This window comes from Nonomuraea bangladeshensis (assembly GCF_039529455.1).
In the GTDB taxonomy this organism is placed as follows: Bacteria; Actinomycetota; Actinomycetes; order Streptosporangiales; family Streptosporangiaceae; genus Nonomuraea; species Nonomuraea bangladeshensis.
In genome coordinates this window covers 82435-103166 of sequence record NZ_BAAAMV010000009.1, presented here as the reverse complement: position 1 = coordinate 103166, position 20732 = coordinate 82435, and the positions used below count along the sequence as shown (strand labels likewise).

The following is a 20732-nucleotide window of genomic DNA, read 5'->3' as shown; positions in this document are numbered from 1 at the left end:
ATGGTCATCACCGGTACGACAAGGAGGCGCCATGAGCGGCGTTCTTTCCTCCGCCACCAAAACCCCGGTTCAGCTGGCGGCGCTCATCGTCGGCGCTGTGTTCCTGCTGATCGGCATCCTGGGGTTCATCCCCGGCATCACCACCAATTACGGTCAGATGCAGTTCGCCGGCCACGAGTCGGGCGCGATGCTGCTGGGCCTGTTCCAGGTGTCGGTCCTGCACAACATCGTCCACCTGGTGTTCGGGGTCGCCGGCGTCCTGCTGGCCAGGACGTGGGCAGGGGCACGCTGGTTCCTGCTCATCGGCGGCATCATCTACCTGGTGCTCTGGCTCTACGGGCTGTTCGTCCCGCACGGCAGCGGGGCCAACTTCGTCCCGTTCAACACGGCCGACAACTGGCTGCACCTGGTGCTGGGGGTCGTGATGATCGCGCTCGGGGCGATGGCGACGCGTGCGCAGCTCCAGCACCGCCTGGACACTCACTAGCCGAGCGCGGCGCATGTGGCCGCGCGCTCCAGGTCCCTTTGGTTCGCTAGCAGAAATGGGTGGCTTGAGGTACCAGACCGCCGCCTCCAGCGTCACCATCAGCACCTCGCCACCGACCTCGAAGCACGCCAGCAGGCCGCCGTCCCACTCCTCCGCGAGCCGAAGCGTGTGACGCACCGGAGCCGTCCTCCTGCACGGTGTGCCGCTGCACCATCGTCCCCGGGTTGCAGCAGAGCTCGTTCGGGCGTCACGTGCCTGCTCGCGGGGACGACCGTGGCCGGCGGCGGCGTCGGTTCGGCCACCGGGTTGCGCTTCACCACGACGCACTTCCTGGCATCCAGCGCCTGGAGTAGCCAGTCGGCCATGCGCAGCCGGTAGTCCTCCTCAGCGAACGGCCCAGCGCCTCGCTGCGGACCAAGTCGAGGTGCTCATCACACCCTCAGCGCCGTACGGGTGTGGGAAAGCCGCGAATTGCGGCCGTCACCCGTGATGGTGTGGACCCCGGCCCAGCTCGGTGCGTTCCTCGACGTGGCCGCACAGCATCGGCTCTATGCCCTCTTCCACCTCATCGCCTTCCGTGGGCTGCGCCGTGGCGAGGGATGCGGTGTCCGCTGGGAGGACCTCGACACGGACGAGCGCACGCTCGACGTCGCCAAGCAGCTCGTACAGATCGGGTGGAGCTTCGAAGAGGGGGAGCCCAAGACAGAGTCGAGCGACGGAGTGATCGCCCTCGACACCGGTACGGTCTCCGTACTGAAGGAGCACCGAGCTCGGCAGAACGAGGAGCGGCTGGAGTGGGGAGAGGACTGGAGCGACACCGGCCGCATCTTCACCCACGAGGACGGCAGGGAGCTTCACCCGGCATGGGTCAGCGAGCTGTTCTCTCAACTCGCCTATGAGGCGGGCCTGCCGCCGATCCGGCTCCACGACCTACGACACTGCGCGGCCACGCTTGCCTATGCCGCCGGCGCCGACACGAAGGTGGTGTCCACGATGCTGCGCCACAGTTCGACCAATTTCACCGAGAACACGTACACGACGGTCCTGCCGGAGCTGGCGCACGCGGCGGCCGAGGCGAGCGTTGCGATCGTTCCGAGGGCGGTCTCCCCTCGGTCTCCCAAGAGGGCGCCGGCGGTCCTGCGGATTCCATGGGAGCGGCGAAATCCCTGGTCAGAAGGGTTAAGAGTGGTAGGGCGCCCGGGGCTCGAACCCGGAACCTACGGATTAAAAGATCCAGTTCGAGCCGTTCCAGATCGTTCAATGCAGGTCAGTGGCTGTGTAGGGTTTCCCCTGAACGCTCCTGAACGCTCCTGAACGGCATGGAACTGCAACGGCAACTGCAACTGGCGGCAGCGGTGCCGACGGTTTTACAGCTCGTGACAGTCGCGGCTGGCAGATGGCCTTTCACCTGCGGCATGACCGCGTTCAGCCGCCGTGCAGTCCATGATCATTTCACGTACATTACACAGCGGCGGCTGGAGCGGGATGTTCAGAGCAAGCGGTTGTGGAGTGGATCACCACTCTCGCCATTGGTCAGTGATCTCAGAGCGCTCGATTCCTCGACGGGCGGCGAGTCCGTCGAGATCGATCCCCGCCTCGCTGAGCACGCCGTCGATGAACTCGCACAACTCTTCTCTTTCGATCGTGTCGTAGTCGTGATCGTCATGGGCGCCGTCGACGTCGTTGAGCCCTTCGACCACCCGTTGGATCGCTGCGAAGACCTCTCCATCGGAAGGCGCGTCAAAGCCCCGTACCTCATACTCGAAGGCTGTGAGGACGTGCTCGGTCGCCACTACCAAAGGCTCTGGATACAGCGCGGCGAAGTTCGAGTCCTCGACACTCCTGAGGCCGGCGGCACGCTCGGCGCGCTCTTCCGCGACGTGCTCGCGCCAGATATCTGTTGGTCTTTTCGCCACTGCGTGATGGTATGACCAGACACTTGTGGGCCGACAGCCTGAGATGCGAGGGCAGTGACTGACCGAGCCCCCTGCCCGATCATCCGTCTACCACCGACCCGCTCGAAGGGGAACCGAGCCACGGCCAAGCGATCAAACAGTCGATGCGGTTGACCGCCACAGGAGGCTTTGCATGGACCGGCCGAGAGACCTTGTCGAACTGGAGGACCGATGGCTGCTGCCGTACCGCGGCATGCAGGTGATCCAAATCTGTGTGAGCTACCAACTGACGCTGCTATTGGACAGCGGAGCCCAAGTGGACGTGGAAACCGAAGCGGAGTTAAGCACACTGCGTGCGCTCGATCGAGTGAAGGCGCGCCTATTGCCTGAACAGCAGGATGTTGCACCGGCTCTGACTCTCTTCGGGGCGACGGTTCTCTCAGCCGTCGCTTTCAAGTCTGGATCGCTGCGGCTGGGGTTCGATAACGGACTGCAACTGAAGGTCAAGCCCGACGTCCGCTACGAGGCGTGGAGTGCACACGGCCCGGACGATGGCCCACGCTTAGTTTGCCAACCAGGCGGTGGCATCGCAGTGTGGCAGTAAGAAGGCACGATGGCGATCAGTGGGCATTTTCTCCACGCGCCCGGTCACCCTGCAGCAGGAGAGTGGGCCGACCTTAGTTCGGAGACAGACCTCAACCATGTTGTCCGGTGAGCCGTGCTGAGGAACGAAGCACGGATCGTCGATCGCCCCCAAGCACGTACGGCGTCCAGCCATGCAGTGGCGATCGTGGGGCTGCATCTGTGCGGCGGCGTGGTAACCCCGGTCGGTGCGTTCGGTTGGTACGGCGGGGCTGGCGTGCGGTGCCCGGCCCGGTGTCCCGCCGCCGTCCGGGACCGGCCCCCAGGCCGCACGCCCGGACGGCGGGTGGGCGGAGGGCCGGGGGTACGGCGGCGCGCCGCGCCGCCGCTTGATCTCTATAAGAACAATTCGGCAGTGTGAGCGGCATGGCCGAGTTCGTCGAGGTGCATGTGACCGTGCCGGATCGTGACACCGCTGAGCGGATCGCTGATGTGGTGGTGGGGGAACGCCTGGCCGCCGCTGCACAGCTCGTCGCCCCGATCACGTCTGTCTACTGGTGGCGTGGGGAGATCAACCGGGCCGAGGAGTGGCTGCTGTTCATGAAGACGACGGCTGAGCGGTTCGACGAGCTGGCCGCTGCGATCCGGCAACTCCACCCCTATGAGGTGCCGCAGATCATTGCCGTGCCGTTGGTCGCCGGGACGGCGGACTATCTGGAGTGGATCAGGCGGGAGACGACCCCAGAGCGCGGCGTGTAGAGATCAGGTCGCCCAGGAGTTCGCGAGCGGCGGGATCACGCTGGCCGACCAGCGTCTTCTCCACGTTGCCCAGGTGTTGCAGGCCCCACGTTGACTCGGTCCGCTGGGCTGCGTCCAGGGCGCGGCGGGCGTAGGTGACGCCGGTTGGGATGTCGCCGATCTGGAGCTGTGCTTGGGCGATGTCGGCGTAGATGACGGCGATGCGCTTGTGGTCGCCGTCGCCGTAGCCGTCAGCGGAGGTGAGGGCCTGTTGCCCGGCTGCGGTCACCTGTCGTTCGTCGCCCAGTCGTACATGTACGGAGAGCTGGAAGGCGGCCATGCGGCCGGTGTCCAGGAAGCGGGTCCAGGCGCGTTCGCGGTGGGGGCGGGCGTGGTCGAAGGCTTCTTGCGCCTGTCGTAGCCGTTCGGCTGCTTGTCGGTCTCCCAGGCCGGCGAGGTGTTCGGCTTCCAGGCAGAGCAGCCATGCTCGTGTGGCGTCGTCGCCTTGGGCTGGTAGGAACTGCTGCGCCCGCCGTACCGCTTCCAGGGCGGCCCGTCCCTCCGAGGCGTACGAGCGGTAGGCGTGGGTGCATGCCTGGATGATCGGGTGCCCGCTCTCCTTGGCCGCGAGCGCTGAAACCCGGTCGAAGGCTGCCGACTGCGCGGGCCGCTTGAGGTCCCAGGCCAGCCATGAGGCCAGCGTCGCCGCCTCCCCGGCCGAGGCGGCGAGGCGCCTGCGGAATCGCTCGGGTGCACCATGAAGAAGGGTGCTCAATTCGTTGAGGTGGCTGGTCAGCCCTTGGTAGAGGGCGCTGGCGGGGAGTTCGTACTCCAGGCGGTGGAATCCGATGGTGCGGGCTTCGAGGTGTTCGACGGTGTCCTCGTCGAGCATGCGAGGGCCGGCGAGGGCGCGGGCGAGGCGTTCCCAGGGGTCGGCGATGGGGGAGGAGGCCGCTTCGGCGGTCAGTCCGGCTGCGATGAGGAGCATTGTTCGGCGGTTCACGTGTGCGTCCAGCCTTCCCACGATCCAGGCCAGCGTCAGTACGTCAACGTCGCAAGCGTCGTTCGGCTGGCGCGAGCCGATGACTACTTGTTCCACGTTAAGAAGGCTGCTTGCTGGTGTTCCATCCCGTGCCGGGATGTGCGGGGGCGGGTGCGTGACGCCGGTGAGAATCCGCGGGGCGAGGCCGAGGAGCATGCGGGCGGGGTCGGGCAGACCCAGGCCGTCGGCGATGCGCTCGAAGACGTCGAGTGCGGTGACTTGGGCCTTGCCTTGCATGTACTCGCTGACTTTGCCCTGGCTGAAGCCGACGGCGACGCCGATGCGGGTCTGGCTGATGCCTGCGTACTGGCGGACGAGCCGGAAGAGGTGGCCGATGTCGCGATTTGTGAGGGCAGTGCGCATTTCGGGGCGTCGCCACAGGTCGGCCGGTATGACGACCGGTTCGGCCCCGTCTGCGGGCATCTGCCGTTTCCCCTCGCGTCCTTGGACTGCTGGTGATTCCACGCTCACGGACCGGAGTCATCCCGTCAAGGGATAGTGCTGATCCCGGTCTTGGATTCCGGCTCGGGATGGGTTGCCTTACCGCAGGTGAGGACGCTTGTCCCATGACTCGGAGCGATCAACCGACAAGTGAGAGGTGCCGGGCCTGCCGGGCCACAGGCTGGCGCTGGGTGCGCAAGAGCCGCGCCGACGCGCTGCGCTGTCTCGACGGTACGGCCGTGGAGCTTGTGCAGGTGACCTGCTTCGAGTGCTCGGGAGTCGGGAGAAAGCGAGCGTCGTAGTGGAGATCATCACGGGCTGCGTCAGTCCGCACGTGCGCGAGGCCAAGGAGGGGCACATGCAGTTGGTCTGGCGTGAGCCGGCGAAGGCCCAGGAACGTGCCCGCGTGGTGGCCTGGTCGTGTCACTGCCGATCGACGGTGTACGAGCTGTGCTGTGTCGGCGGGCAGGCGTACATCCGCCGGACGGAGTACGACGACCACGGCGGGGAGATGGCCTCCGAGACCTACCGGTGGGCGTACAAGAAGGCTGTCGAGGTCTGGAGCGCCCTGCTACGTGGCCAGGTGGTGTAGGCGGGGTTCGATGGCGCGGTACCCGGAATGGGGCCGCGCCATCGCCTTTTCCGGGGTAGGGCTATCTGTCCTGAGAAGGGGTTGCCCAGGCATCATGCGCTGATAGCCTGCTTGGCTAGACAGGCATGCTGAATGCGGGAGCCCTGATGTCCTTTGAATACACGCCTCCGAAGTACGCGCAACTGATCGCGGAACTGGAACGGCGCATCGACTCGGGCGAATATCCGCCCGGCTCCCCGCTGCCCAGTGAACATCAGCTCATGGCCGAGTTCGGGATGGCACGCCCAACCGTGGTGAAGGCCCTCGGGGTCCTGCGCGATCAGGGCTGGATCGTCACTCATCAAGGCAAGGGCCGCTTCGTGCGGGGAAGGCCGGCCATCCCCACCGGTCAGCAGACCCGCGCCGGACGCGAACTCCTCGACCGCAAGGAAGCCCAGGTCTCCAGCCGCTTGCTGGTGAGCGGCGAGGTTGAGGTACCGAACCGGATCGCGTCCTACCTGGGACTCAAGCCCGCGTCGCCGGTCATGCTGCGGCGCTCGCTCGTCGAGCACGACAACGAGCCGACCGAGATCTCTTCCACCTGGCTGCCGGTCGCGGTGGCACAGGGGACGGCCCTCGGCGAGCCGGAGGAGCTGAAACAGGGCATCCGGCGTTACGTCGAGAGCGCTGCCGGTACCGCGCTGGACCACATCATCGAGCACGTGACGGCGCGGAACCCGAGCAAGGAGGAATGCTCGCTCCTGGGTGTCAAGAGCTCGGCTGCGCTGCTGGCCGTGTACGCCGTGGCGTGCGACGCGACAGGCCGGCCGTGGGTCGTGGTGGAGTCTGTCCTTCCTGGTGACCGGCACGAATTGGAAGATGCCTACCCCATTCGGTAGCCGGAGTTCCAACTTCTTCGCGAAGCCCGCTTGGTGCACTTGACTGGCCAAGTGGGCTTCGTGCTTAATGGGCTTACAACTTGGTCAGTCAAGATGGCTGACCGCGCAAGAAGAGGAGTGAGCGCACATGGCAATCCAGGGACCCATCCCCGTGACGTTCGCCCAGGTCTTCCCGCACGGCTGCTACAGCGTCGGGGAGGTCGAGCCGGTCAAGGACTTCGAGGCTTCGACGAACGGCAGGTTCGTCCAGGCGCGGGACAAGCAGACGGGCGAACTCGTCTGGCAGATCCCGGTCATGGACGCGGACCCGTCGCTCAAGGCCGCTCAGAAGACCGTTGCGGTCAAGATCCTCAGTCCCACCCAGCCGGTCGCCCCGGCTCCCGTCGCGGGGCTGCCGTTCACGCCGGTCGAGTTCGACGGCATGACCGTCACGCCGTACGTCAACGGCTCCGGGCGGCTCGCCTACTCGATCAAGGCGCGGCAGATGCTCGCCCCGCGCACCAACGTCAAGTCCACCAACAACAGCAAGGAGGTCGCAGCATGAACGACAGTCAAAGCTACAGCTACACGGTCATCCGCGTCCGGCCCGACGAGGAGCCCCGCATCGGGGTCTCGATCTACCCCGACAGCTCGGCTCAGGTGACGTACTACGCGGCCGGCAAGGGCTCCCACGCCTTCATCGACATCGCCTTCGCCGCCACTCACGTGAGCATCGGCACGACGAGGGACGCCGAGGTCACGGCTGAACGCGTCACCTTCGCCCGCCAGTTGTCCGACGCGGCGGCGGCCTACCTCGCCGACTGCGAGCGCCTGCACGCCGAACAGCGGGCGGCGGCCTGACAAGAAAGCGGGGCCGCTGGAACTGGTCCTTCCGGCGGCCCCTCATCTCCCCTGACGCGAATCACGAGAGGTTTCCAGCCTAATGTTCAAGCGGCTTCCCGGAGACGAGGCGCGCAACCTCGTCTCCACCACCCCGGACACGGCCGTCGTCTTCCGGCCGACCGTCGTCCGCACGCCCGCCATCGTCACCCTGGTCATCTACCTCTACCGGTTCCTCGTCGCCCTGGTCCGGACGTTCTGGCGGCATCCGGTAGCCGTCAGCGTGCCCGCTGCCCTCGGGTTCGCCTGGTATCAGTACGGCTGGCCGCTCGCCGCCTCCCTGCTGGGCACGACCGTGCTCAGCCTGGCGGCCTGGGCGTCCATCGACCGGCAATCCTTCGCCCGCCTCGTCGGCTGGCGACTGCTCGCGTGGTGGCGGCTCATGTCGGTCTACCGCCGTCACTGGCAGTCCGTCATGGACGTCTCCGGCCTCGGCAAGCGCATCAACGGGCGCGTCTACCTGCCCCGGCTGATACGCGTCCAGTGCGACGGCTGGGCCGACCGGATCACCGTGCGGATGCTGCGCGGCCAGGCGGTCAAGGACTGGTCCGACCGCATCGACAACCTCGCCCACGGCTTCGGCGCCACTTCCTGCCGCGTGGCGCTGATCAAGGGCGGCAGACTGCTGCTCATCTTCCCGCGCCGCGACCCCTTGGCCACGCCGATCCCCGCGCTACCCGTTCCGTTGGAGCCGACCGTGGGACCGGTCGAGATCGGCAAGCAAGAGGACGGCCGACCGCTCCGGCTCAAGGTCCACGGCACGCACGTCCTGATCGCGGGCGCAACCGGGGCAGGCAAAGGCTCCTTCCTGTGGGACACCATCCGCGGCTTGCTCCCCGCGATGCGGGCGGGCCTGGCCGAGGTCTGGGCGCTCGATCCGAAGCTCATGGAGCTGTCCTTCGGGCGGGAGTTGTTCCGAGGCCGCTACGCCGCCGATCCGGCCGACTGCGCCGACCTGCTTGACGAGGCCGTTTCCGTCATGCAGAAGCGGGCCGCTCGCTTCGCCGGCCTTCAGCGCTCCCACGTCCCGACCATCGAGGACCCGTTCGTCCTGGTGCTCGTCGACGAGGTGGCGTTCCTGACCGCCTACCAGCCAGACAAGCAACTCCGGCAGCGCATCTCCGCCGCGCTGGCCACACTCGCCACCCAAGGCCGCTCGGTCGGTGTCGGCGTCATGGCCGCCCTCCAGGACCCCCGCAAGGAGGTCATGAACATCCGCAACCTGTTCCCCGACAAGATCGCTCTCCGCCTCGACGAGTCGGAACAGGTGGACATGGTCCTCGGGGAGGGCGCACGCGACCGGGGAGCCCTGGCCGATCACATCTCACCCATCCCCGAGCAAGGGGCCGGTGTCGCGTACATGCGCCTGGAGACCTCACCAGAACCGATCCGGGTCCGCGCCGCCTACGTCTCCGACGCCGACATCCGCGCCATGGTCGCCCAGTTCGAGGAGGCCGCATGAGGCACCTTCTCGACGAGCTGCGCTGCGCCTCCTGCGGCACGCTCAACTCCCTCTGGCTCGACCCGGTCCGCGCCCTGGCGGAGTGCTCCGCGTGCGGCCAGACCGCGCTCATCCCCGCCGACACCGACGAAGGGAGGTCCCCATGACCCATGCGCACGACCGCGCCCTGCCTCGCGCCGTCCGGCTGGCCATGCCGCTGGCCCGTGAGGTCGTCGAAGAGGTCGCCAAGCTTCACGGCGTGTGCATCCGGCCCGTCCCGCTCAAGCGCCTCGACACCCACACCGGCCAGTGGGAGGTCATCGACGTCCCGTGCGGCTCGCCGATGGACAGCAAGTGCCCGCCATGTGCCAAGCGCAACAAGCAACTCCGCAAGGCCCAGTGCCGCGAGGGCTGGCACCTGGAAGAGGAACCCGCCATCACGCCGGACGAGCCGAACGAGGAACAGCGCTGGCTCGTGGAGTTCCGCGCCGACATCCAGGCCAAGCGCGACGCCGCCGAAGAGGCCGGCGACGACACCACGGAGCTGGACGCCCTCATCGAGGGCCTGGACGAGGAGATCAACACGGCGGGCATGCGCGGCAACGTGCTCGGCCGTACGAGCGCCAAGCGTTCCCGCTCCACCCGGCGACGGCAGGACGCGCCGGACCTGCCCAAGCGCAAGACGGCCCGCACCACGCTGGGCCGCACCTTTCAGGCTCCGGACGGCAAAACCTACCGGCCTTCGCTGTTCGTCACGCTCACCCTGCCCTCCTACGGCAAGGTCCGCGACGGCGTACCGGTCGATCCCGACATCTACGACTACACGCGGGCGGCCCGTGACGCGCTGCACTTCTCCAAGCTCGTCGATCGGTTCGTGCAGAACCTGCGCCGAGTCGCAGGCTTCGATGTGCAGTATTTCGCGACCGTGGAGCCGCAGAAGCGCCTTGCCCCGCACCTGCACATGGCCATCCGTGGAACGCTCCCACGAGCGGAGATCAAGCAGATCGCGGCAGCCACCTACCACCAGGTGTGGTGGCCATCCGTTGATCGCGTGGCCTTCGAGGGCGAGCACCTGCCCACCTGGCAGGACGGGGCCGGCTACCTCGACCCCGACACCGGAGAGGTCCTGCCCACCTGGGACGAAGCCCTCGACGACCTGGACGCCGACGAGGACGCCGAACCCCTCCACGTGATCCGCTTCGGCGACCAGGTGGACGTCAAAGGCGTGCTCGCGGGCACCAAGGACGCCGACCAGTGCATCCGCTACCTGTCCAAGTACCTGACCAAGAGCCTCGGCGACGGGCTGGACAGCCAGGCCCAGCAGGAGCACGCGGCCCGCTTCGTCGATGCCCTGCGCTACGAACCCTGCTCCCCGGCCTGCCCGAACTGGCTCCGCTACGGCATCCAGCCCAAGAACGCCAAAGCCGGGATGGCTCCGGGCCGCTGCCGCTCCAAGGCCCACAAGCCCGAACACCTCGGCTACGCAGGCCGTCGCGTCCTGGTCTCCCGCAAGTGGTCCAACAAGACCCTCGCCGAGCACAAGCAGGACCGCCGCACCTGGGTCCTGGAAGCCCTCGGTCAGAACGACCAGCCCACCGACCCACACCGCTACGTCTGGAAGCCGATCCCGGCCGGAGACGCCAACGTGGCTCCCCTCGCCGTCCGGCTCCTGCGATCCGTCCGCGAACGGCAACGCTGGCGCGCTCACATGGCCGAACTCCAGGCCAGGGCGGACGGTCAAGATCTTTCGGCAACTGAAGGGAGGGCGGCCTGATGGAAAGACTCTTCTACCGGCCAAACGACGCGGCGACGGTCCTGGGGATGAGCCGCACGGCGATCTTCAGGCTCATCAAGACCGGCGAACTCCGATCCATCAAGCGCGACGGCTACCGCCTGATCCCTGCCGCCGCCCTACTGGACTTCGCGCGAGAGTTGGAGGCGGCGTGATGGCGCGCAAGCCCAACGGCCGTTCCTCGATCTTTCTCGGCAAGGACGGCAAGTGGCACGGCTACGTCACCATGGGGGTCAAGGACGACGGCACACCTGACCGCCGCCACCGCGTCGGCGACAGTGAGACCGAGGTGACCAAGAAGGTCCGCGAGCTGGAGCGAAGGCGCGACTCCGGTAAGTCCGACAAGCCGGGGCTCGCGCCCACAGTCGCCGAGTGGATGCGCACCTACCTCGACGAGATCGCGCCTCTCAAGGTCAGCGACCGTACCTTGGAGAGCACCTACCGGCCCAAGGCCGAACACTGGATCATCCCGCGCCTTGGTGCTCACCGCCTCGACCGGCTGCGCCCTGAGCACCTGGACGCCTTTTACGCCTATCTCGCACAGCAGGGCCTCGTCCAGAACACCATCGTGCAGATTCACCGGATCCTCTCCCGCGCTTTGAAGATCGCAGTACGGCGTGAGAAGGTCGCCCGCAACGTCTGCACTCTGATCGACGCGCCTACCACCGAGGACGTGGAGATCGAACCTCTCGACGCCGACGAAGCCCGAGATGTCCTCGACGTGGCCAACAGCCGGAGGAACGGTACCCGCTGGTCCGTGGCGCTCGCGCTGGGCCTTCGGAAATGTGAAGCGCTCGGGCTGCGCTGGAAGTACGTGGACCTCAAGCGAGGCGTCATCCGCGTCTTCTGGCAGATCAAGCACCAGCGCTACCGCCACGGCTGCAAGGACCCCCACACCTGTGGCGAACGACTCCACCGCTACCCGTGCCCGAAGGACTGCTCCAAGGCCAAGCGCACTTCGGGCCGCAAGCACGTGTGCAACAAGCCAGGACAGAGCTACTGCGCACCGGAATGCACCAAGCACGCGCCCTCCTGCCCCGAACGCGTCGGCGGCTGGACCTTCGTGAAGCCGAAGGGCAAGAGCAAGCGAACCATCAAGATCCCGCCCCCGCTGATCCCGCTACTCAAACTCCACCAGCAAGCCCAGCAGGCCGAACGGGAATCCGCGGGGGAGCGGTGGCAGGACTATGACCTCGTCTGGTGCCACACAGACGGACGCCCCATAGACGCCGGCCAGGACTGGGACGAATGGAAAGAACTCCTCAGCCTGGCCGAAGTCGAGAAGGACGCCCGAGTCCACGACGCCCGGCACACCGCCGCGACTCTCCTCATCGAACAAGGTGTGGACATCAGCGTCGTACAGGAAATCCTTGGTCACTCACAATTGACCACGACCAAGCGCTACACCCACATCACAGCGACGCTCTCAACCGAAGCAGCAGCTCGCATGGGCCGGGCTCTCTGGGGCTGACTGCAACTGGAAATGCAACTGGGCGGGCTTCCGGATCATGGAGATCGGGGAGTCCGCCCAGGTCATTGTGGTAGGGCGCCCGGGGCTCGAACCCGGAACCTACGGATTAAAAGTCCGCAGCTCTGCCAATTGAGCTAACGCCCCTAGCAACAGCAAGGGTACAGAGACTACCGCCCCGCCCGCGACGCCCACAGCACCGGTCAAACCGTCACCGGTAGGCGGCCAGGCCGGTGAGCGCCTCACCGAGCACCAGCGTGTGGATCTCCTGCGTACCCTCGTACGTCAGCACACTCTCCAGGTTGTTCATGTGCCTGATCACAGGGTACTCCAGCGTGATCCCGTTGCCGCCCAGGATCGAGCGGGCCTGGCGGGCGATGTCGAGGGCGGCCCGTACGTTCGCCAGCTTGCCGAAGCTGATCTGCCGGGGCTCCAGGGTGCCGGCGTCCTTGAGCCGGCCGAGGTGGAGGGCGGTGAGCTGGGCCTGGGCGAGGCCGACGTACATCCAGGCGAGTTTCTCCTGGGTGAGCTGGAACGCCCCGATCGGCTTGTCGAACTGGACGCGCGTCTTCGCGTACTCGACGGCGGACTCCAGGCAGGCGCGGGCGGCGCCGACGACGCCCCACACGATGCCGAAGCGGGCCTCGGACAGGCACGACAGCGGCCCCTTGAGCCCGGTGACGCCGGGCAGGGCGGCGGAGGCGGGCAGGCGCAGGTCGTCGAAGTACAGGGACGAGGTGACGGACGCCCTCAGGGACATCTTCCTGTGGATCTCAGGGGCGGAGAAGCCGGGCGTGGAGGTCGGGACGACGAAGCCGCGTACGCCCTCGTCCGTCTGCGCCCAGACGACCGCCACGTCGGCGATGGACCCGTTGGTGATCCACATCTTGGAGCCGTTGAGTATCCAGTCCGAGCCGTCCTTCTTGGCATATGTCCGCATGTTGGCCGGATCGGACCCGTGGTCCGGCTCGGTGAGCCCGAAGCAGCCGATCGCCTCACCGGCGGACATCCGGGGCAGCCACTCCTCTTTCTGCTCGTCGGAGCCGTACCGCCAGATGGGGAACATCGCCAGCGATCCCTGGACGGACACGAACGAACGCAGCCCCGAGTCGCCCGCCTCCAGCTCCCGGCAGGCCACGCCGTAGGAGACGGCGTCGGTGCCGGCGCAGCCGTACCCCTGCAGGTGCATGCCGAGCAGCCCGAGCGCGCCGAGCTCGGGCGCGAGCTCGCGCGCGGGGAAGGTGGCCTCCTCGAACCAGTCGCCCACGTGCGGCAGCACCCGGTCGGCGACGAACGACCTGACCGTGTCGCGGATGAGCCGCTGGTCGGCGTCGAGCCGCTCGTCGAGCCGGAGCAGGTCGTCCATGGCGGTCGTCCCTTCCTCGGTGTGGCCTCATACGGGCATAGGGGGCTACCAGGGTTCTACCAGGGACAAACCTGATGTGCTAACACCACCCCCACGGGCAGTCTTGAGACATGAGCGAATACCACGACTACGGCAGCGAACCCCAGACCCAGAGCACTCACGTCAAGAAGCTCCACAGGACGGACCGGGGCAGGATCGTCGCCGGCGTCTGCTCCGGCATCGGCGAGTACGTGGGCATCGACCCCAACCTCATCAGGATCGCCCTGGCGGTCGTGACGCTGTTCGGCGGCCTCGGCGTCGGCGTCTACGCGATCGGCTGGCTCCTCATCCCGGACGAGAAGAGCGACACCTCCGTCCTGCAGAACATCATCGACAAGCAGCAGAGCCGCAACCGCGGCACGACCGACTGGACCGGCGAGCACAAGCCGCCGCAGCAGTGATCAGGCGGGGGCCTCGGCGGACAGGCGGGCGGCCCGGTCGCCCCGGGACTCGGTCCACAGCAGGGCCAGTACGGCCGCGCAGATCACCCCGGCGACGCCGGACAGCGCGACCACCGGCTCGGGACCGAGTCTCTCCGCCGCGTACCCGCCGACGAGAATCCCCGCTCCCTGTACGGCCATGAGCCCGGAGTGCACGATCCCGAACGCCTGGGCGCGACGTTCGGCGGGCACGGCCTGGACGAAGGCGGCATTGGCCGCGAGCTGGTAGGCGCCGCCGATCCCCGACAGGACCCACGCCGCCAGCACGACGACGAGCGGGGGACGCAGCGCGGTCACGATCAGGGGCGCGCAGCTCAGCAGCGCCAGCCATCCCATGAGCCGCAACCGCCGCGCGGGCGTGACGAACCTGCTGAACAGGAACGCGCCGATCACCGTGCCGGTCGGCATGGCGGCCATCAGCAGCCCGGTGATGACGGGCGCCGGCAGCGGGCCGTCCACGGCCAGCCGGGTCGCGTAGGGCGCCGCGATGCCCTCGGGCAGCACGTAGAAGCCGCACAGCCAGGCGAACAGCACGAGCGTGCGCAGGTCTCGCGTACCGAAGACGAGCCGCGCGCCGGCCCTGGTCATCGTCCACATGGACGGTTTGGGGCCGTCGTCGGCGCACGGGGCCGGGCGGCGGCGTACGCCGGAGGCCAGGATCAGCGCCGAGCCGAGGAACGTCGCGGCGTCGAGAGCGAGCGCCCGGTAGGGCCCCATGGTGGCGATCAGCGCTCCGCCCACGGCGAAGCCGAGCATCTGGACCGCCTGGTTGGTCATGTTCTGGAGGGCGGAGCCGATGACGTACGTGTCGCCGTCGAGCACCTCGGGCAGCAGCGCCGCCCGCGCCGCCGAGAACGGCGCGCTCAGCAGCACGACCAGGAACACCAGCGCGCACAGCGCCCAGAACGGCATGAACGGCAGCGCCATGGCCGCCACCAGCGCGAACCGGATGAGGTCGCAGGCCAGCATCACCCCGCGGCGGGCGAACCGGTCGGCCAGCCCGGCCAGCAGCGGCCCGCCGACGATCGAGGGCAGGTAGGTGAGGGCGTAGACCGCGGCCGTGGCCAGCGCCGACTGGGTGCGGTGATAGACCAGCACGGCGAGCGCCACCTGCGCGAGCTGGTCGCCGAGGAGCGAGAGGCCCTGGGCGTACCACAGGGCCCGGAACTCCCTGATGGCGATGACTTCCCGGTAGGTGGCTCGTTGTCCTTCCGTGCCGGCCTCGCCCCGTCGATGACGTCCTGGCGGCCGCCGCGCCCGCATGGCCCCCATTGGACTCCGCTGTGCCTGACTCTCGATGCGCTCTCGAAGCTCGCTTTGCGTGCTCGCTACGTCACCTAAGGTGCCCGATCATCATGGCAAGCCGCAACCCAAAGAAGCCAACCAAAAGCAAAGGGTTACCAACCCAGCTCGTGCAGCCGTTCGTCGGAGATGCCGAAGTGGTGACCGATCTCGTGGACGACGGTGATGCGTACTTCGTCGACGACGTCTTCTTCCGTCTGGCAAATCTCACATATCGGGTTGCGGTAGATCTCGATCTGGTCGGGCAAGACACCTGAGTACCAGTCGCCACGTTCGGTGAGGGGGACACCGGTGTACAGGCCGAGCAGGTGGGGCTCCGGCGGATCATCGACGACGACCACGACGACGTTGCTCATCGCGGCCGCGAGCTCGCCGGGGATCATGTCCAAAGCCTCGGCCACGAGCTCCTCGAACTTCTCCCGCGACACCTCGATCACCCTTGCCATTCTGCCCCGCCTGTCAGCTAAGCAAGAAACGGCATGAAGTTCGTTCACATCACAAACGTCGTCATCCGCTCACGAGCCGCCCGCGTGGCCGGCGTCCTCGCCGTGGCCGCGGTCGGGGCGTGGCTGGGCATCTTCCTCAGCGGCTCCGTACGCGCCGAGGTCGGCCCCGTCGAGACCGCGATGTCGCTCCGGCCGGCCTGGCACGGGGAGACCGTGGTGGACGCGAGCCCCCTGGGGACGCTCACGTTCCGCACCCACGACGCCCCCCTGCGCCTGCGCATCACGCTGGAGAACATCGACCAGGAACGTGCCAAGGCCTTCATCGAGGACCCGCGCCTCGCCGAGCGGCTGCCCCAGGTGATCGAGGAGGACCTCCTGGACGGCGTACGGGCCCTCGCCGTCCGCTCGCTGCTCTGCGCGGGCGCGGGGGCGCTGGCGGCGTCCCTGCTGGTCTTCAGGCGCCCGCGCGTGGCCCTCACGGGCCTTCTGGCGGCCTCCGTGGCCCTCGCGGGCACGGGGGTGCTCGCCGTCGTGACCTTCCGCCCCAACTCGCTCGTGGAGCCGCGCTACTCGGGGCTGGTCGCCGCCGCGCCGTCGCTGGTGGGCAGCGCGGAGTCGATCGTGACGCGGTTCGAGTCGTACCGGTCGCAGCTCACCAAACTCGTCACGAACGTCTCGAAGCTCTACGACACGGTCTCGACCCTCCCGCTGTACGACGCCGACCCCAAATCCATCCGGGTGCTGCACGTCTCCGACATCCACATCAACCCCATCGCCTGGAACGTCATCCGCTCGCTCAAGGACCAGTTCAAGGTCGACCTGATCGTGGACACCGGGGACATCTCCGACCACGGCACCAAGGCCGAGAACAAGTTCGTGGACGAGGTCGGCCGGCTCGGCGTCCCGTACGTGTACGTCAGGGGCAACCACGACTCCATGACCACCCAGAAGGCCGTCGAACGGCAGAAGAACGCGATCGTCCTCGACGACCAGGCGCGCAAGGTCGCCGGCCTGACCATCTACGGCCTCGGCGACCCCCGCTTCACCCCGGACAAGTCGGTCAGCGTTGACTCCGACCCGGACGCGCTCAAGCAGTTCGGCCGCGCGCACCTGGGCAAGGTCGGCAAGGCGGACCTGATCGCCGTACACGACCCGGTCATCGGCGAGGGCTTCTCGGGTGCCGCCCCCATGATCCTCGCCGGCCACACCCACGAACGCCGCACCACGATGCTCCCCACCGGCACGCGCATGCTGACGCAGGGCTCCACCGGCGGCGCCGGCCTCCGCGCACTCGAACACGCCCAGCCCACCCCCGTCCAGGCGTCCGTCCTGTACTTCGACAAGGAGACCCGCCGCCTCCGGGCCTGGGACGACGTCACGCTCGGCGGGCTGGGGGAGCAGTCGGTGTACATCCAGCGTCACGTGGAGCCCGACCCACAACGTATGATTTCCCCGGAGCCCACGAACGCCCCGTCGCCAACGGGATCGGTCACCGGCTCCGCGTCACCCGACGCCGGACCGCCACTTTGGCATCAGGGGCCATCGTCCCCTATGCTTCAGAGGTCTCCGACGGAAGGCGACAGGGAAACCTAACGGCCCCCATCGTCTAGCGGCCTAGGACACCGCCCTTTCAAGGCGGCGGCACGGGTTCGAATCCCGTTGGGGGCACGCGAGCGCCTAGCGCACGAGCAAAACGGCCGGTCTAAGACCACCGAAGAGCTGGTAAGCTAAGCGAGCGCAAACAGCAAGAAACGCCGAAAGGCAAGCAAGGTCCTGTAGAGCAGTTTGGAGTGCTCGCCACCCTGTCAAGGTGGAGGTCGCGGGTTCAAGTCCCGTCAGGACCGCTCTGGGTCAGGTAGCTCAGTTGGTACGAGCGTCCGCCTGAAAAGCGGAAGGTCGGCAGTTCGACCCTGCCCCTGACCACCATTTTTGAGCAGCAAGAATGCCCCGTAGCGATTATCGCTTCGGGGCTTTTCTGTCTCTCCTCCGGCCGGAGCGCCCCGGGGCGAGCCGACCGATCCGATCACCGGCCAGTGGTCTCCAAGCGAGTCGCAAACACGCTGCTCCACGCTGACACCATGCCTTCCCGTACGAATGGTCGCCACCCCTTGCGCATGCGTTCCTCCAGTCGGCGCGGAACTCCGCGTGGGAAGTCGGGGCGTAACGCCTCGGAGGAGTCCATGTTCACCAGGGTCGTCCTGGCCATCGCCGCGACGGCGGCGGCGGTGGGATGGACCCTGACGGCCACCGTTCCCGCAGTGGTCGACATCGGGTTGGCGACCGGCCTCACCGGCGCTCCCGGAACCCTGACCGTCCTGGAGTGCCACGACGGGGGCTCCAGCAGGCGCAGCAGGCAGGTTTGCACGGGGAGCTTCGTGTACGACGCCACGGGCGAGAAGGCGGCGGTCCGCGCCTTCTCGTGGGCCGATCCCGGCCATGTCTATCCCGCCCAGATCATCAATGGGGGCGCCCGGGCCGGAGTCCGGGGAACGCAGGGCGCCCTGGCAGCGCTCCCCGACCTCTCCATCGGCCTGATCTTCATCACCATGGTGGGGATGGTCCTGAGACTTCGGGCCTTCCACCTGGTCAACGCTGCAGTGATCGGCGCGGTGGGACTCGTGGGGACCGCCGTCGGCACCGTAGCGCAGTCAGTATGAGGTTTCGACGCGACGAACCGAGGTCTCGACGCGTCCGGGCGGGCCGATGATGTGCAGGTAGACCACGGCGAGCGGTCGGGGTGTTCGGCGTGCCACATCCGCCCGGCCGCGGGCGTGGACCACGGTGAGGCGTCCGCGCGCAGGCAGTGCCTCGCTGAGTGCCGACGGCAGCCCGGACGGCGACGTCGGCCACCAAGACGGTCAGCTCGTCGTCGCCATCTTGACGTCCTGCTCGATCTCGTGCCGGGACGCGCGCAGTGGCGAGAGCCACATCACGATCGGACCGATCAACATCCCGGCCGAGAACACCAGGAGCGTGGCGCGCATGCCGATGCCGGTTCCCAGGGCTCCGGCGAGGAGCGCGCCGATCGGGGTGGCCGCCCAGGTGAGCCAGCGGGAGGTGGCCGCCAGGCGGCCCTGCATGTCCTGGGGGGTCAGGAGCTGACGGAGGCTGCGCTGGGTGCTCTGGAAGATGAGCGTGATGATGATCATCATCGTCCAGGAGAAGCCGACGATGAGCTGCCCGGCCAGACCCGGGTCGACCAGGCCGATCGTTGCGGTGGACAGCGGATAGGCGGTGGCGGCTCCAAGCAGCACGCGTGGCATGCCGTAGCGGTCGGTGAGTGGTTTCGCGATCAAGCCTGCCGCCAGGCCGCCCGCCATGCTCAGCCCGAGGACCAAGCCCGTGGCCATGCTGGACCAGCCGAGCTCGCGTACCACGTAGTTGACCTCAAGTGCTGCGAAGCCGGCCAGGCAGAAGCTGACCGTGGCCATGTAGAGAACGAGTGGGCCAATGACGCGGTGGCGGGTGACATAACGCAAGCCCTCGGCGATCTGGGTGCGCAGCTTGGGGGCCTTCCCTTCTCCGGCATGGGCTCCGGGGCGCGGATCAGCGTGAGCGTGAGCGCGGCCGCCAGGTAGGAGAGCGCGTCGGCGAGCACCGCCTTGGCCGGGCCGAACAGGGAGATCAGCACGCCGCCGACCGGCTGGCCCGCCATGCCCGCGACCGTGATCGTGCTGGTGAGCTTGGCGTTGCCCTCCATCAGGTTGTCCGGACCGAGCAGGGTGAGGGGGTAGGTCTGGTAAGCGGGGGTGAAGAACACCTCGCAGGTCGCGACCACCAGGGCGACGCCGTACAACTGCCACAGAGTGAGCGAGCCCGCGGCGGCGGCCAGCGGGATCGTCGCCATCGCGCAACCGGAGACCAGGAACGTAGTGATCATCACGGGACGTTTGCGCCACCGGTCGCTCAGCGCTCCGGCGGGCAGCGAGGCGAACAGCACGGGCAGGCGGCGCGCGGCGGTCAGCAGACCGAGGTCAAACGGTGAGGCGTTCAGCATGAGCCCGGCGACCAGCGGTAAGGCCAGATAGGAGATCTCGTTGCCGAGGGAGCTGGTTGTCTGGCCGCTCCATAAGAGCAGGAAATCCCGATGACGCCACAGCGATACCGTTTTCGACATCCGCGAGATTGTGCCATGCGCCGGGAGCGGGAGTGGCCCGACACATGGCACGCGGGCCGCGGCGGCCGAGCTGATGCGTCTCCCCGGTCCCTGGAAGGTCAGAGGAGGTCCGGCGTCACCGGGCCGTAGCGGGCGGCTGAGGCTCCGGTGATGTGGGCCCAGTAGCGGTCGCCGTAGGACCAGTGCCACCACTCGCTGGGGTAGTTGACCAGTCCGACTCTGGTCAGCACGTCGCCGAGGGTGCGGCGGTGTTCGCGGGCCTCGGGGGAGATCGCCGTGCTGGCGGTGTGGCAGGTGTCGGTGTCGGTGTCGTTGACCTCCGTCCCGAGCCACAGCTCCGCGCCGTCCGGTCCGCACAGGGTCAGGTCGACGGCGGCGCCGGCCACGTGCGGGGCGACCTCCGGTGGGGAGATGTAGCGGCTGGCCCGCTGGTGGTACCACTTGTCGTCGTGACCCGGATAGGCGATCCGGAGCCGGTCGACGTGGGCGTCGAAGTACCTGGTCTGCAGGTCCACCGGGCGGAAGCCCTCGACGATCAGGAAGCGCAACCCGGGCTGCAGCAGGGTCTGCGCGGTGACCAGGCGATCCACGACGCCGAGGCGAAGCCGGGCGTAGAAGCCGTCCGCGTCGGCCAGGCGCGGGTCGAGGCGCAGGGCCTGGACGGTACGGAGGTCGAGGAGTGCTTCGCCGGACTCTTCCAGCGGCATCCGGCTGATCGCGGGGTCGGAGAGCAGGATCATGTCGTGTCCTTACCGGGTCTGGATGGCGTGACGGGCCGCCCGGTGAG

At 67.7% G+C, this 20732-nt stretch carries 23 protein-coding genes, 4 tRNA genes and 1 pseudogene; 19 read left to right on the top strand and 9 right to left on the bottom strand.

Annotation, left to right across the window (positions count from 1 at the left end; genetic code table 11):
* Nucleotides 1-31: 31 nt before the first annotated feature.
* Nucleotides 32-487, top strand: coding sequence for a DUF4383 domain-containing protein (locus ABD292_RS29690; protein ID WP_344213008.1), 456 nt, complete (start codon nucleotides 32-34; stop codon nucleotides 485-487).
* Nucleotides 488-940: 453 nt separating this feature from the next.
* Entirely contained in the window at nucleotides 941-1801 is an 861-nt protein-coding gene (locus ABD292_RS29685; protein ID WP_344213006.1) for a site-specific integrase, read from the top strand.
* Between the two features lie 200 nt (nucleotides 1802-2001).
* Here ABD292_RS29685 and ABD292_RS29680 read toward each other — a convergent pair whose 3' ends face one another.
* A complete protein-coding gene (locus ABD292_RS29680) occupies nucleotides 2002-2403 on the bottom strand; it encodes a hypothetical protein (protein ID WP_344213004.1) in 402 nt (133 codons plus the stop codon).
* A gap of 172 nt (nucleotides 2404-2575) precedes the next feature.
* On the opposite strand from ABD292_RS29680, the gene ABD292_RS29675 reads away from it, so the two are divergent.
* Both ABD292_RS29675 and cutA read left to right on the top strand, forming a co-directional pair.
* Nucleotides 2576-2986 carry a DUF6188 family protein gene (locus tag ABD292_RS29675; RefSeq protein ID WP_344213002.1) on the top strand — a complete coding sequence of 137 codons (411 nt, stop codon included), beginning with the start codon at nucleotides 2576-2578 and terminating at the stop codon, nucleotides 2984-2986.
* 404 nt (nucleotides 2987-3390) lie between these two features.
* The gene (gene cutA, locus ABD292_RS29670) at nucleotides 3391-3723 is read left to right on the top strand and encodes a divalent-cation tolerance protein CutA (protein WP_344213000.1); all 333 of its coding nucleotides are present in this window, start codon (nucleotides 3391-3393) and stop codon (nucleotides 3721-3723) included.
* Here cutA and ABD292_RS29665 read toward each other — a convergent pair.
* On the bottom strand, nucleotides 3689-5167 hold the full coding sequence (locus ABD292_RS29665) for a helix-turn-helix domain-containing protein (RefSeq protein WP_344212998.1): 1479 nt from the start codon (nucleotides 5165-5167) through the stop codon (nucleotides 3689-3691). The two genes, cutA and ABD292_RS29665, sit on opposite strands and share 35 nt — an antisense overlap.
* 376 nt (nucleotides 5168-5543) lie before the next feature.
* On the opposite strand from ABD292_RS29665, the gene ABD292_RS29660 reads away from it, so the two are divergent.
* From ABD292_RS29660 to ABD292_RS29620, 9 genes are all read left to right on the top strand, one after another.
* Nucleotides 5544-5777 (top strand): hypothetical protein, encoded by a 234-nt coding sequence (locus ABD292_RS29660; RefSeq protein WP_344212996.1) that lies wholly within the window; start codon nucleotides 5544-5546, stop codon nucleotides 5775-5777.
* Between the two features lie 146 nt (nucleotides 5778-5923).
* Complete coding sequence (locus ABD292_RS29655; RefSeq protein ID WP_344212994.1) at nucleotides 5924-6655, top strand: GntR family transcriptional regulator; 732 nt, start codon at nucleotides 5924-5926, stop codon at nucleotides 6653-6655.
* Between the two features lie 127 nt (nucleotides 6656-6782).
* On the top strand, nucleotides 6783-7199 hold the full coding sequence (locus tag ABD292_RS29650; protein WP_344212992.1) for a plasmid replication, integration and excision activator: 417 nt from the start codon (nucleotides 6783-6785) through the stop codon (nucleotides 7197-7199).
* Nucleotides 7196-7495, top strand: a complete 300-nt coding sequence (locus ABD292_RS29645; RefSeq protein WP_344212990.1) for a hypothetical protein — start codon at nucleotides 7196-7198, stop codon at nucleotides 7493-7495. Before ABD292_RS29650 ends, ABD292_RS29645 begins: the two co-directional genes overlap by 4 nt.
* 82 nt (nucleotides 7496-7577) lie before the next feature.
* Nucleotides 7578-8996, top strand: coding sequence for an FtsK/SpoIIIE domain-containing protein (locus ABD292_RS29640; RefSeq protein WP_344212988.1), 1419 nt, complete (start codon nucleotides 7578-7580; stop codon nucleotides 8994-8996).
* Entirely contained in the window at nucleotides 8993-9142 is a 150-nt protein-coding gene (locus ABD292_RS29635) for a hypothetical protein (RefSeq protein WP_344212986.1), read from the top strand. The genes ABD292_RS29640 and ABD292_RS29635 overlap by 4 nt, the downstream gene beginning before the upstream one ends.
* Nucleotides 9139-10749: a replication initiator gene (locus ABD292_RS29630; protein ID WP_344212984.1), complete on the top strand. Its 1611-nt coding sequence runs from the start codon at nucleotides 9139-9141 to the stop codon at nucleotides 10747-10749. Before ABD292_RS29635 ends, ABD292_RS29630 begins: the two co-directional genes overlap by 4 nt.
* Complete coding sequence (locus tag ABD292_RS29625; RefSeq protein ID WP_344212982.1) at nucleotides 10749-10922, top strand: helix-turn-helix domain-containing protein; 174 nt, start codon at nucleotides 10749-10751, stop codon at nucleotides 10920-10922. Before ABD292_RS29630 ends, ABD292_RS29625 begins: the two co-directional genes overlap by 1 nt.
* The gene (locus ABD292_RS29620) at nucleotides 10922-12238 is read left to right on the top strand and encodes a tyrosine-type recombinase/integrase (protein WP_344214061.1); all 1317 of its coding nucleotides are present in this window, start codon (nucleotides 10922-10924) and stop codon (nucleotides 12236-12238) included. Before ABD292_RS29625 ends, ABD292_RS29620 begins: the two co-directional genes overlap by 1 nt.
* A gap of 68 nt (nucleotides 12239-12306) precedes the next feature.
* Here ABD292_RS29620 and ABD292_RS29615 read toward each other — a convergent pair.
* Nucleotides 12307-12382, bottom strand: a tRNA-Lys gene (locus tag ABD292_RS29615).
* A 64-nt stretch (nucleotides 12383-12446) separates the two neighbouring features.
* Nucleotides 12447-13601, bottom strand: a complete 1155-nt coding sequence (locus ABD292_RS29610; protein WP_344212980.1) for an acyl-CoA dehydrogenase family protein — start codon at nucleotides 13599-13601, stop codon at nucleotides 12447-12449.
* Nucleotides 13602-13711: 110 nt separating this feature from the next.
* Here ABD292_RS29610 and ABD292_RS29605 point away from each other — a divergent pair, with 110 nt between their 5' ends.
* Nucleotides 13712-14041: a PspC domain-containing protein gene (locus ABD292_RS29605; protein WP_344212978.1), complete on the top strand. Its 330-nt coding sequence runs from the start codon at nucleotides 13712-13714 to the stop codon at nucleotides 14039-14041.
* Here the strand turns inward: ABD292_RS29605 and ABD292_RS29600 are convergent, their stop codons facing one another.
* Both ABD292_RS29600 and ABD292_RS29595 read right to left on the bottom strand, forming a co-directional pair.
* Nucleotides 14042-15343, bottom strand: a complete 1302-nt coding sequence (locus ABD292_RS29600; RefSeq protein ID WP_344212976.1) for an MFS transporter — start codon at nucleotides 15341-15343, stop codon at nucleotides 14042-14044.
* A gap of 134 nt (nucleotides 15344-15477) precedes the next feature.
* Nucleotides 15478-15828 carry a metallopeptidase family protein gene (locus ABD292_RS29595; RefSeq protein WP_371252619.1) on the bottom strand — a complete coding sequence of 117 codons (351 nt, stop codon included), beginning with the start codon at nucleotides 15826-15828 and terminating at the stop codon, nucleotides 15478-15480.
* Between the two features lie 33 nt (nucleotides 15829-15861).
* On the opposite strand from ABD292_RS29595, the gene ABD292_RS29590 reads away from it, so the two are divergent.
* The 5 genes from ABD292_RS29590 (at nucleotide 15862) to ABD292_RS29570 (ending at nucleotide 18485) form a co-directional block, all read left to right on the top strand.
* On the top strand, nucleotides 15862-17421 hold the full coding sequence (locus ABD292_RS29590; protein WP_344212972.1) for a metallophosphoesterase family protein: 1560 nt from the start codon (nucleotides 15862-15864) through the stop codon (nucleotides 17419-17421).
* 2 nt (nucleotides 17422-17423) lie between these two features.
* Nucleotides 17424-17496, top strand: a tRNA-Glu gene (locus ABD292_RS29585).
* Nucleotides 17497-17597: 101 nt separating this feature from the next.
* A tRNA-Asp gene (locus ABD292_RS29580) sits at nucleotides 17598-17672 on the top strand.
* A gap of 5 nt (nucleotides 17673-17677) precedes the next feature.
* Nucleotides 17678-17754 (top strand) — tRNA-Phe (locus ABD292_RS29575).
* Between the two features lie 254 nt (nucleotides 17755-18008).
* Nucleotides 18009-18485 carry a hypothetical protein gene (locus ABD292_RS29570; protein ID WP_344212970.1) on the top strand — a complete coding sequence of 159 codons (477 nt, stop codon included), beginning with the start codon at nucleotides 18009-18011 and terminating at the stop codon, nucleotides 18483-18485.
* A gap of 201 nt (nucleotides 18486-18686) precedes the next feature.
* On the opposite strand, the gene ABD292_RS29565 is transcribed toward ABD292_RS29570, so the two are convergent.
* The 3 genes and pseudogenes from ABD292_RS29565 to ABD292_RS29555 all read right to left on the bottom strand — a co-directional run bounded on the left by ABD292_RS29565 (nucleotide 18687) and on the right by ABD292_RS29555 (nucleotide 20685).
* Nucleotides 18687-19307 (bottom strand): MFS transporter, encoded by a 621-nt coding sequence (locus ABD292_RS29565; protein ID WP_344212968.1) that lies wholly within the window; start codon nucleotides 19305-19307, stop codon nucleotides 18687-18689.
* 38 nt (nucleotides 19308-19345) lie between these two features.
* Nucleotides 19346-19945, bottom strand: a pseudogene (locus ABD292_RS29560) (MFS transporter); the annotation flags it as partial.
* A gap of 98 nt (nucleotides 19946-20043) precedes the next feature.
* Nucleotides 20044-20685, bottom strand: coding sequence for a M15 family metallopeptidase (locus tag ABD292_RS29555; protein WP_344212966.1), 642 nt, complete (start codon nucleotides 20683-20685; stop codon nucleotides 20044-20046).
* Nucleotides 20686-20732: the final 47 nt, after the last annotated feature.

Bases quoted from the DNA above. Each gene is read 5' to 3' on its own strand.
- ABD292_RS29570 (WP_344212970.1), top strand. From the start codon at position 18,009: ATGTTCACCAGGGTCGTCCTGGCCATCGCCGCGACGGCGGCGGCGGTG.
- ABD292_RS29635 (WP_344212986.1), top strand. From the start codon at position 8,993: ATGAGGCACCTTCTCGACGAGCTGCGCTGCGCCTCCTGCGGCACGCTC.
- ABD292_RS29675 (WP_344213002.1), top strand. From the start codon at position 2,576: ATGGACCGGCCGAGAGACCTTGTCGAACTGGAGGACCGATGGCTGCTG.
- cutA (WP_344213000.1), top strand. From the start codon at position 3,391: ATGGCCGAGTTCGTCGAGGTGCATGTGACCGTGCCGGATCGTGACACC.
- ABD292_RS29600 (WP_344212976.1), bottom strand. From the start codon at position 15,343: ATGCGGGCGCGGCGGCCGCCAGGACGTCATCGACGGGGCGAGGCCGGC.
- ABD292_RS29610 (WP_344212980.1), bottom strand. From the start codon at position 13,601: ATGGACGACCTGCTCCGGCTCGACGAGCGGCTCGACGCCGACCAGCGG.
- ABD292_RS29640 (WP_344212988.1), top strand. From the start codon at position 7,578: ATGTTCAAGCGGCTTCCCGGAGACGAGGCGCGCAACCTCGTCTCCACC.
- ABD292_RS29620 (WP_344214061.1), top strand. From the start codon at position 10,922: ATGGCGCGCAAGCCCAACGGCCGTTCCTCGATCTTTCTCGGCAAGGAC.
- ABD292_RS29595 (WP_371252619.1), bottom strand. From the start codon at position 15,828: ATGGCAAGGGTGATCGAGGTGTCGCGGGAGAAGTTCGAGGAGCTCGTG.
- ABD292_RS29650 (WP_344212992.1), top strand. From the start codon at position 6,783: ATGGCAATCCAGGGACCCATCCCCGTGACGTTCGCCCAGGTCTTCCCG.
- ABD292_RS29605 (WP_344212978.1), top strand. From the start codon at position 13,712: ATGAGCGAATACCACGACTACGGCAGCGAACCCCAGACCCAGAGCACT.
- ABD292_RS29555 (WP_344212966.1), bottom strand. From the start codon at position 20,685: ATGATCCTGCTCTCCGACCCCGCGATCAGCCGGATGCCGCTGGAAGAG.
- ABD292_RS29645 (WP_344212990.1), top strand. From the start codon at position 7,196: ATGAACGACAGTCAAAGCTACAGCTACACGGTCATCCGCGTCCGGCCC.
- ABD292_RS29665 (WP_344212998.1), bottom strand. From the start codon at position 5,167: ATGCCCGCAGACGGGGCCGAACCGGTCGTCATACCGGCCGACCTGTGG.
- ABD292_RS29590 (WP_344212972.1), top strand. From the start codon at position 15,862: ATGAAGTTCGTTCACATCACAAACGTCGTCATCCGCTCACGAGCCGCC.
- ABD292_RS29660 (WP_344212996.1), top strand. From the start codon at position 5,544: ATGCAGTTGGTCTGGCGTGAGCCGGCGAAGGCCCAGGAACGTGCCCGC.
- ABD292_RS29625 (WP_344212982.1), top strand. From the start codon at position 10,749: ATGGAAAGACTCTTCTACCGGCCAAACGACGCGGCGACGGTCCTGGGG.
- ABD292_RS29630 (WP_344212984.1), top strand. From the start codon at position 9,139: ATGACCCATGCGCACGACCGCGCCCTGCCTCGCGCCGTCCGGCTGGCC.
- ABD292_RS29690 (WP_344213008.1), top strand. From the start codon at position 32: ATGAGCGGCGTTCTTTCCTCCGCCACCAAAACCCCGGTTCAGCTGGCG.
- ABD292_RS29655 (WP_344212994.1), top strand. From the start codon at position 5,924: ATGTCCTTTGAATACACGCCTCCGAAGTACGCGCAACTGATCGCGGAA.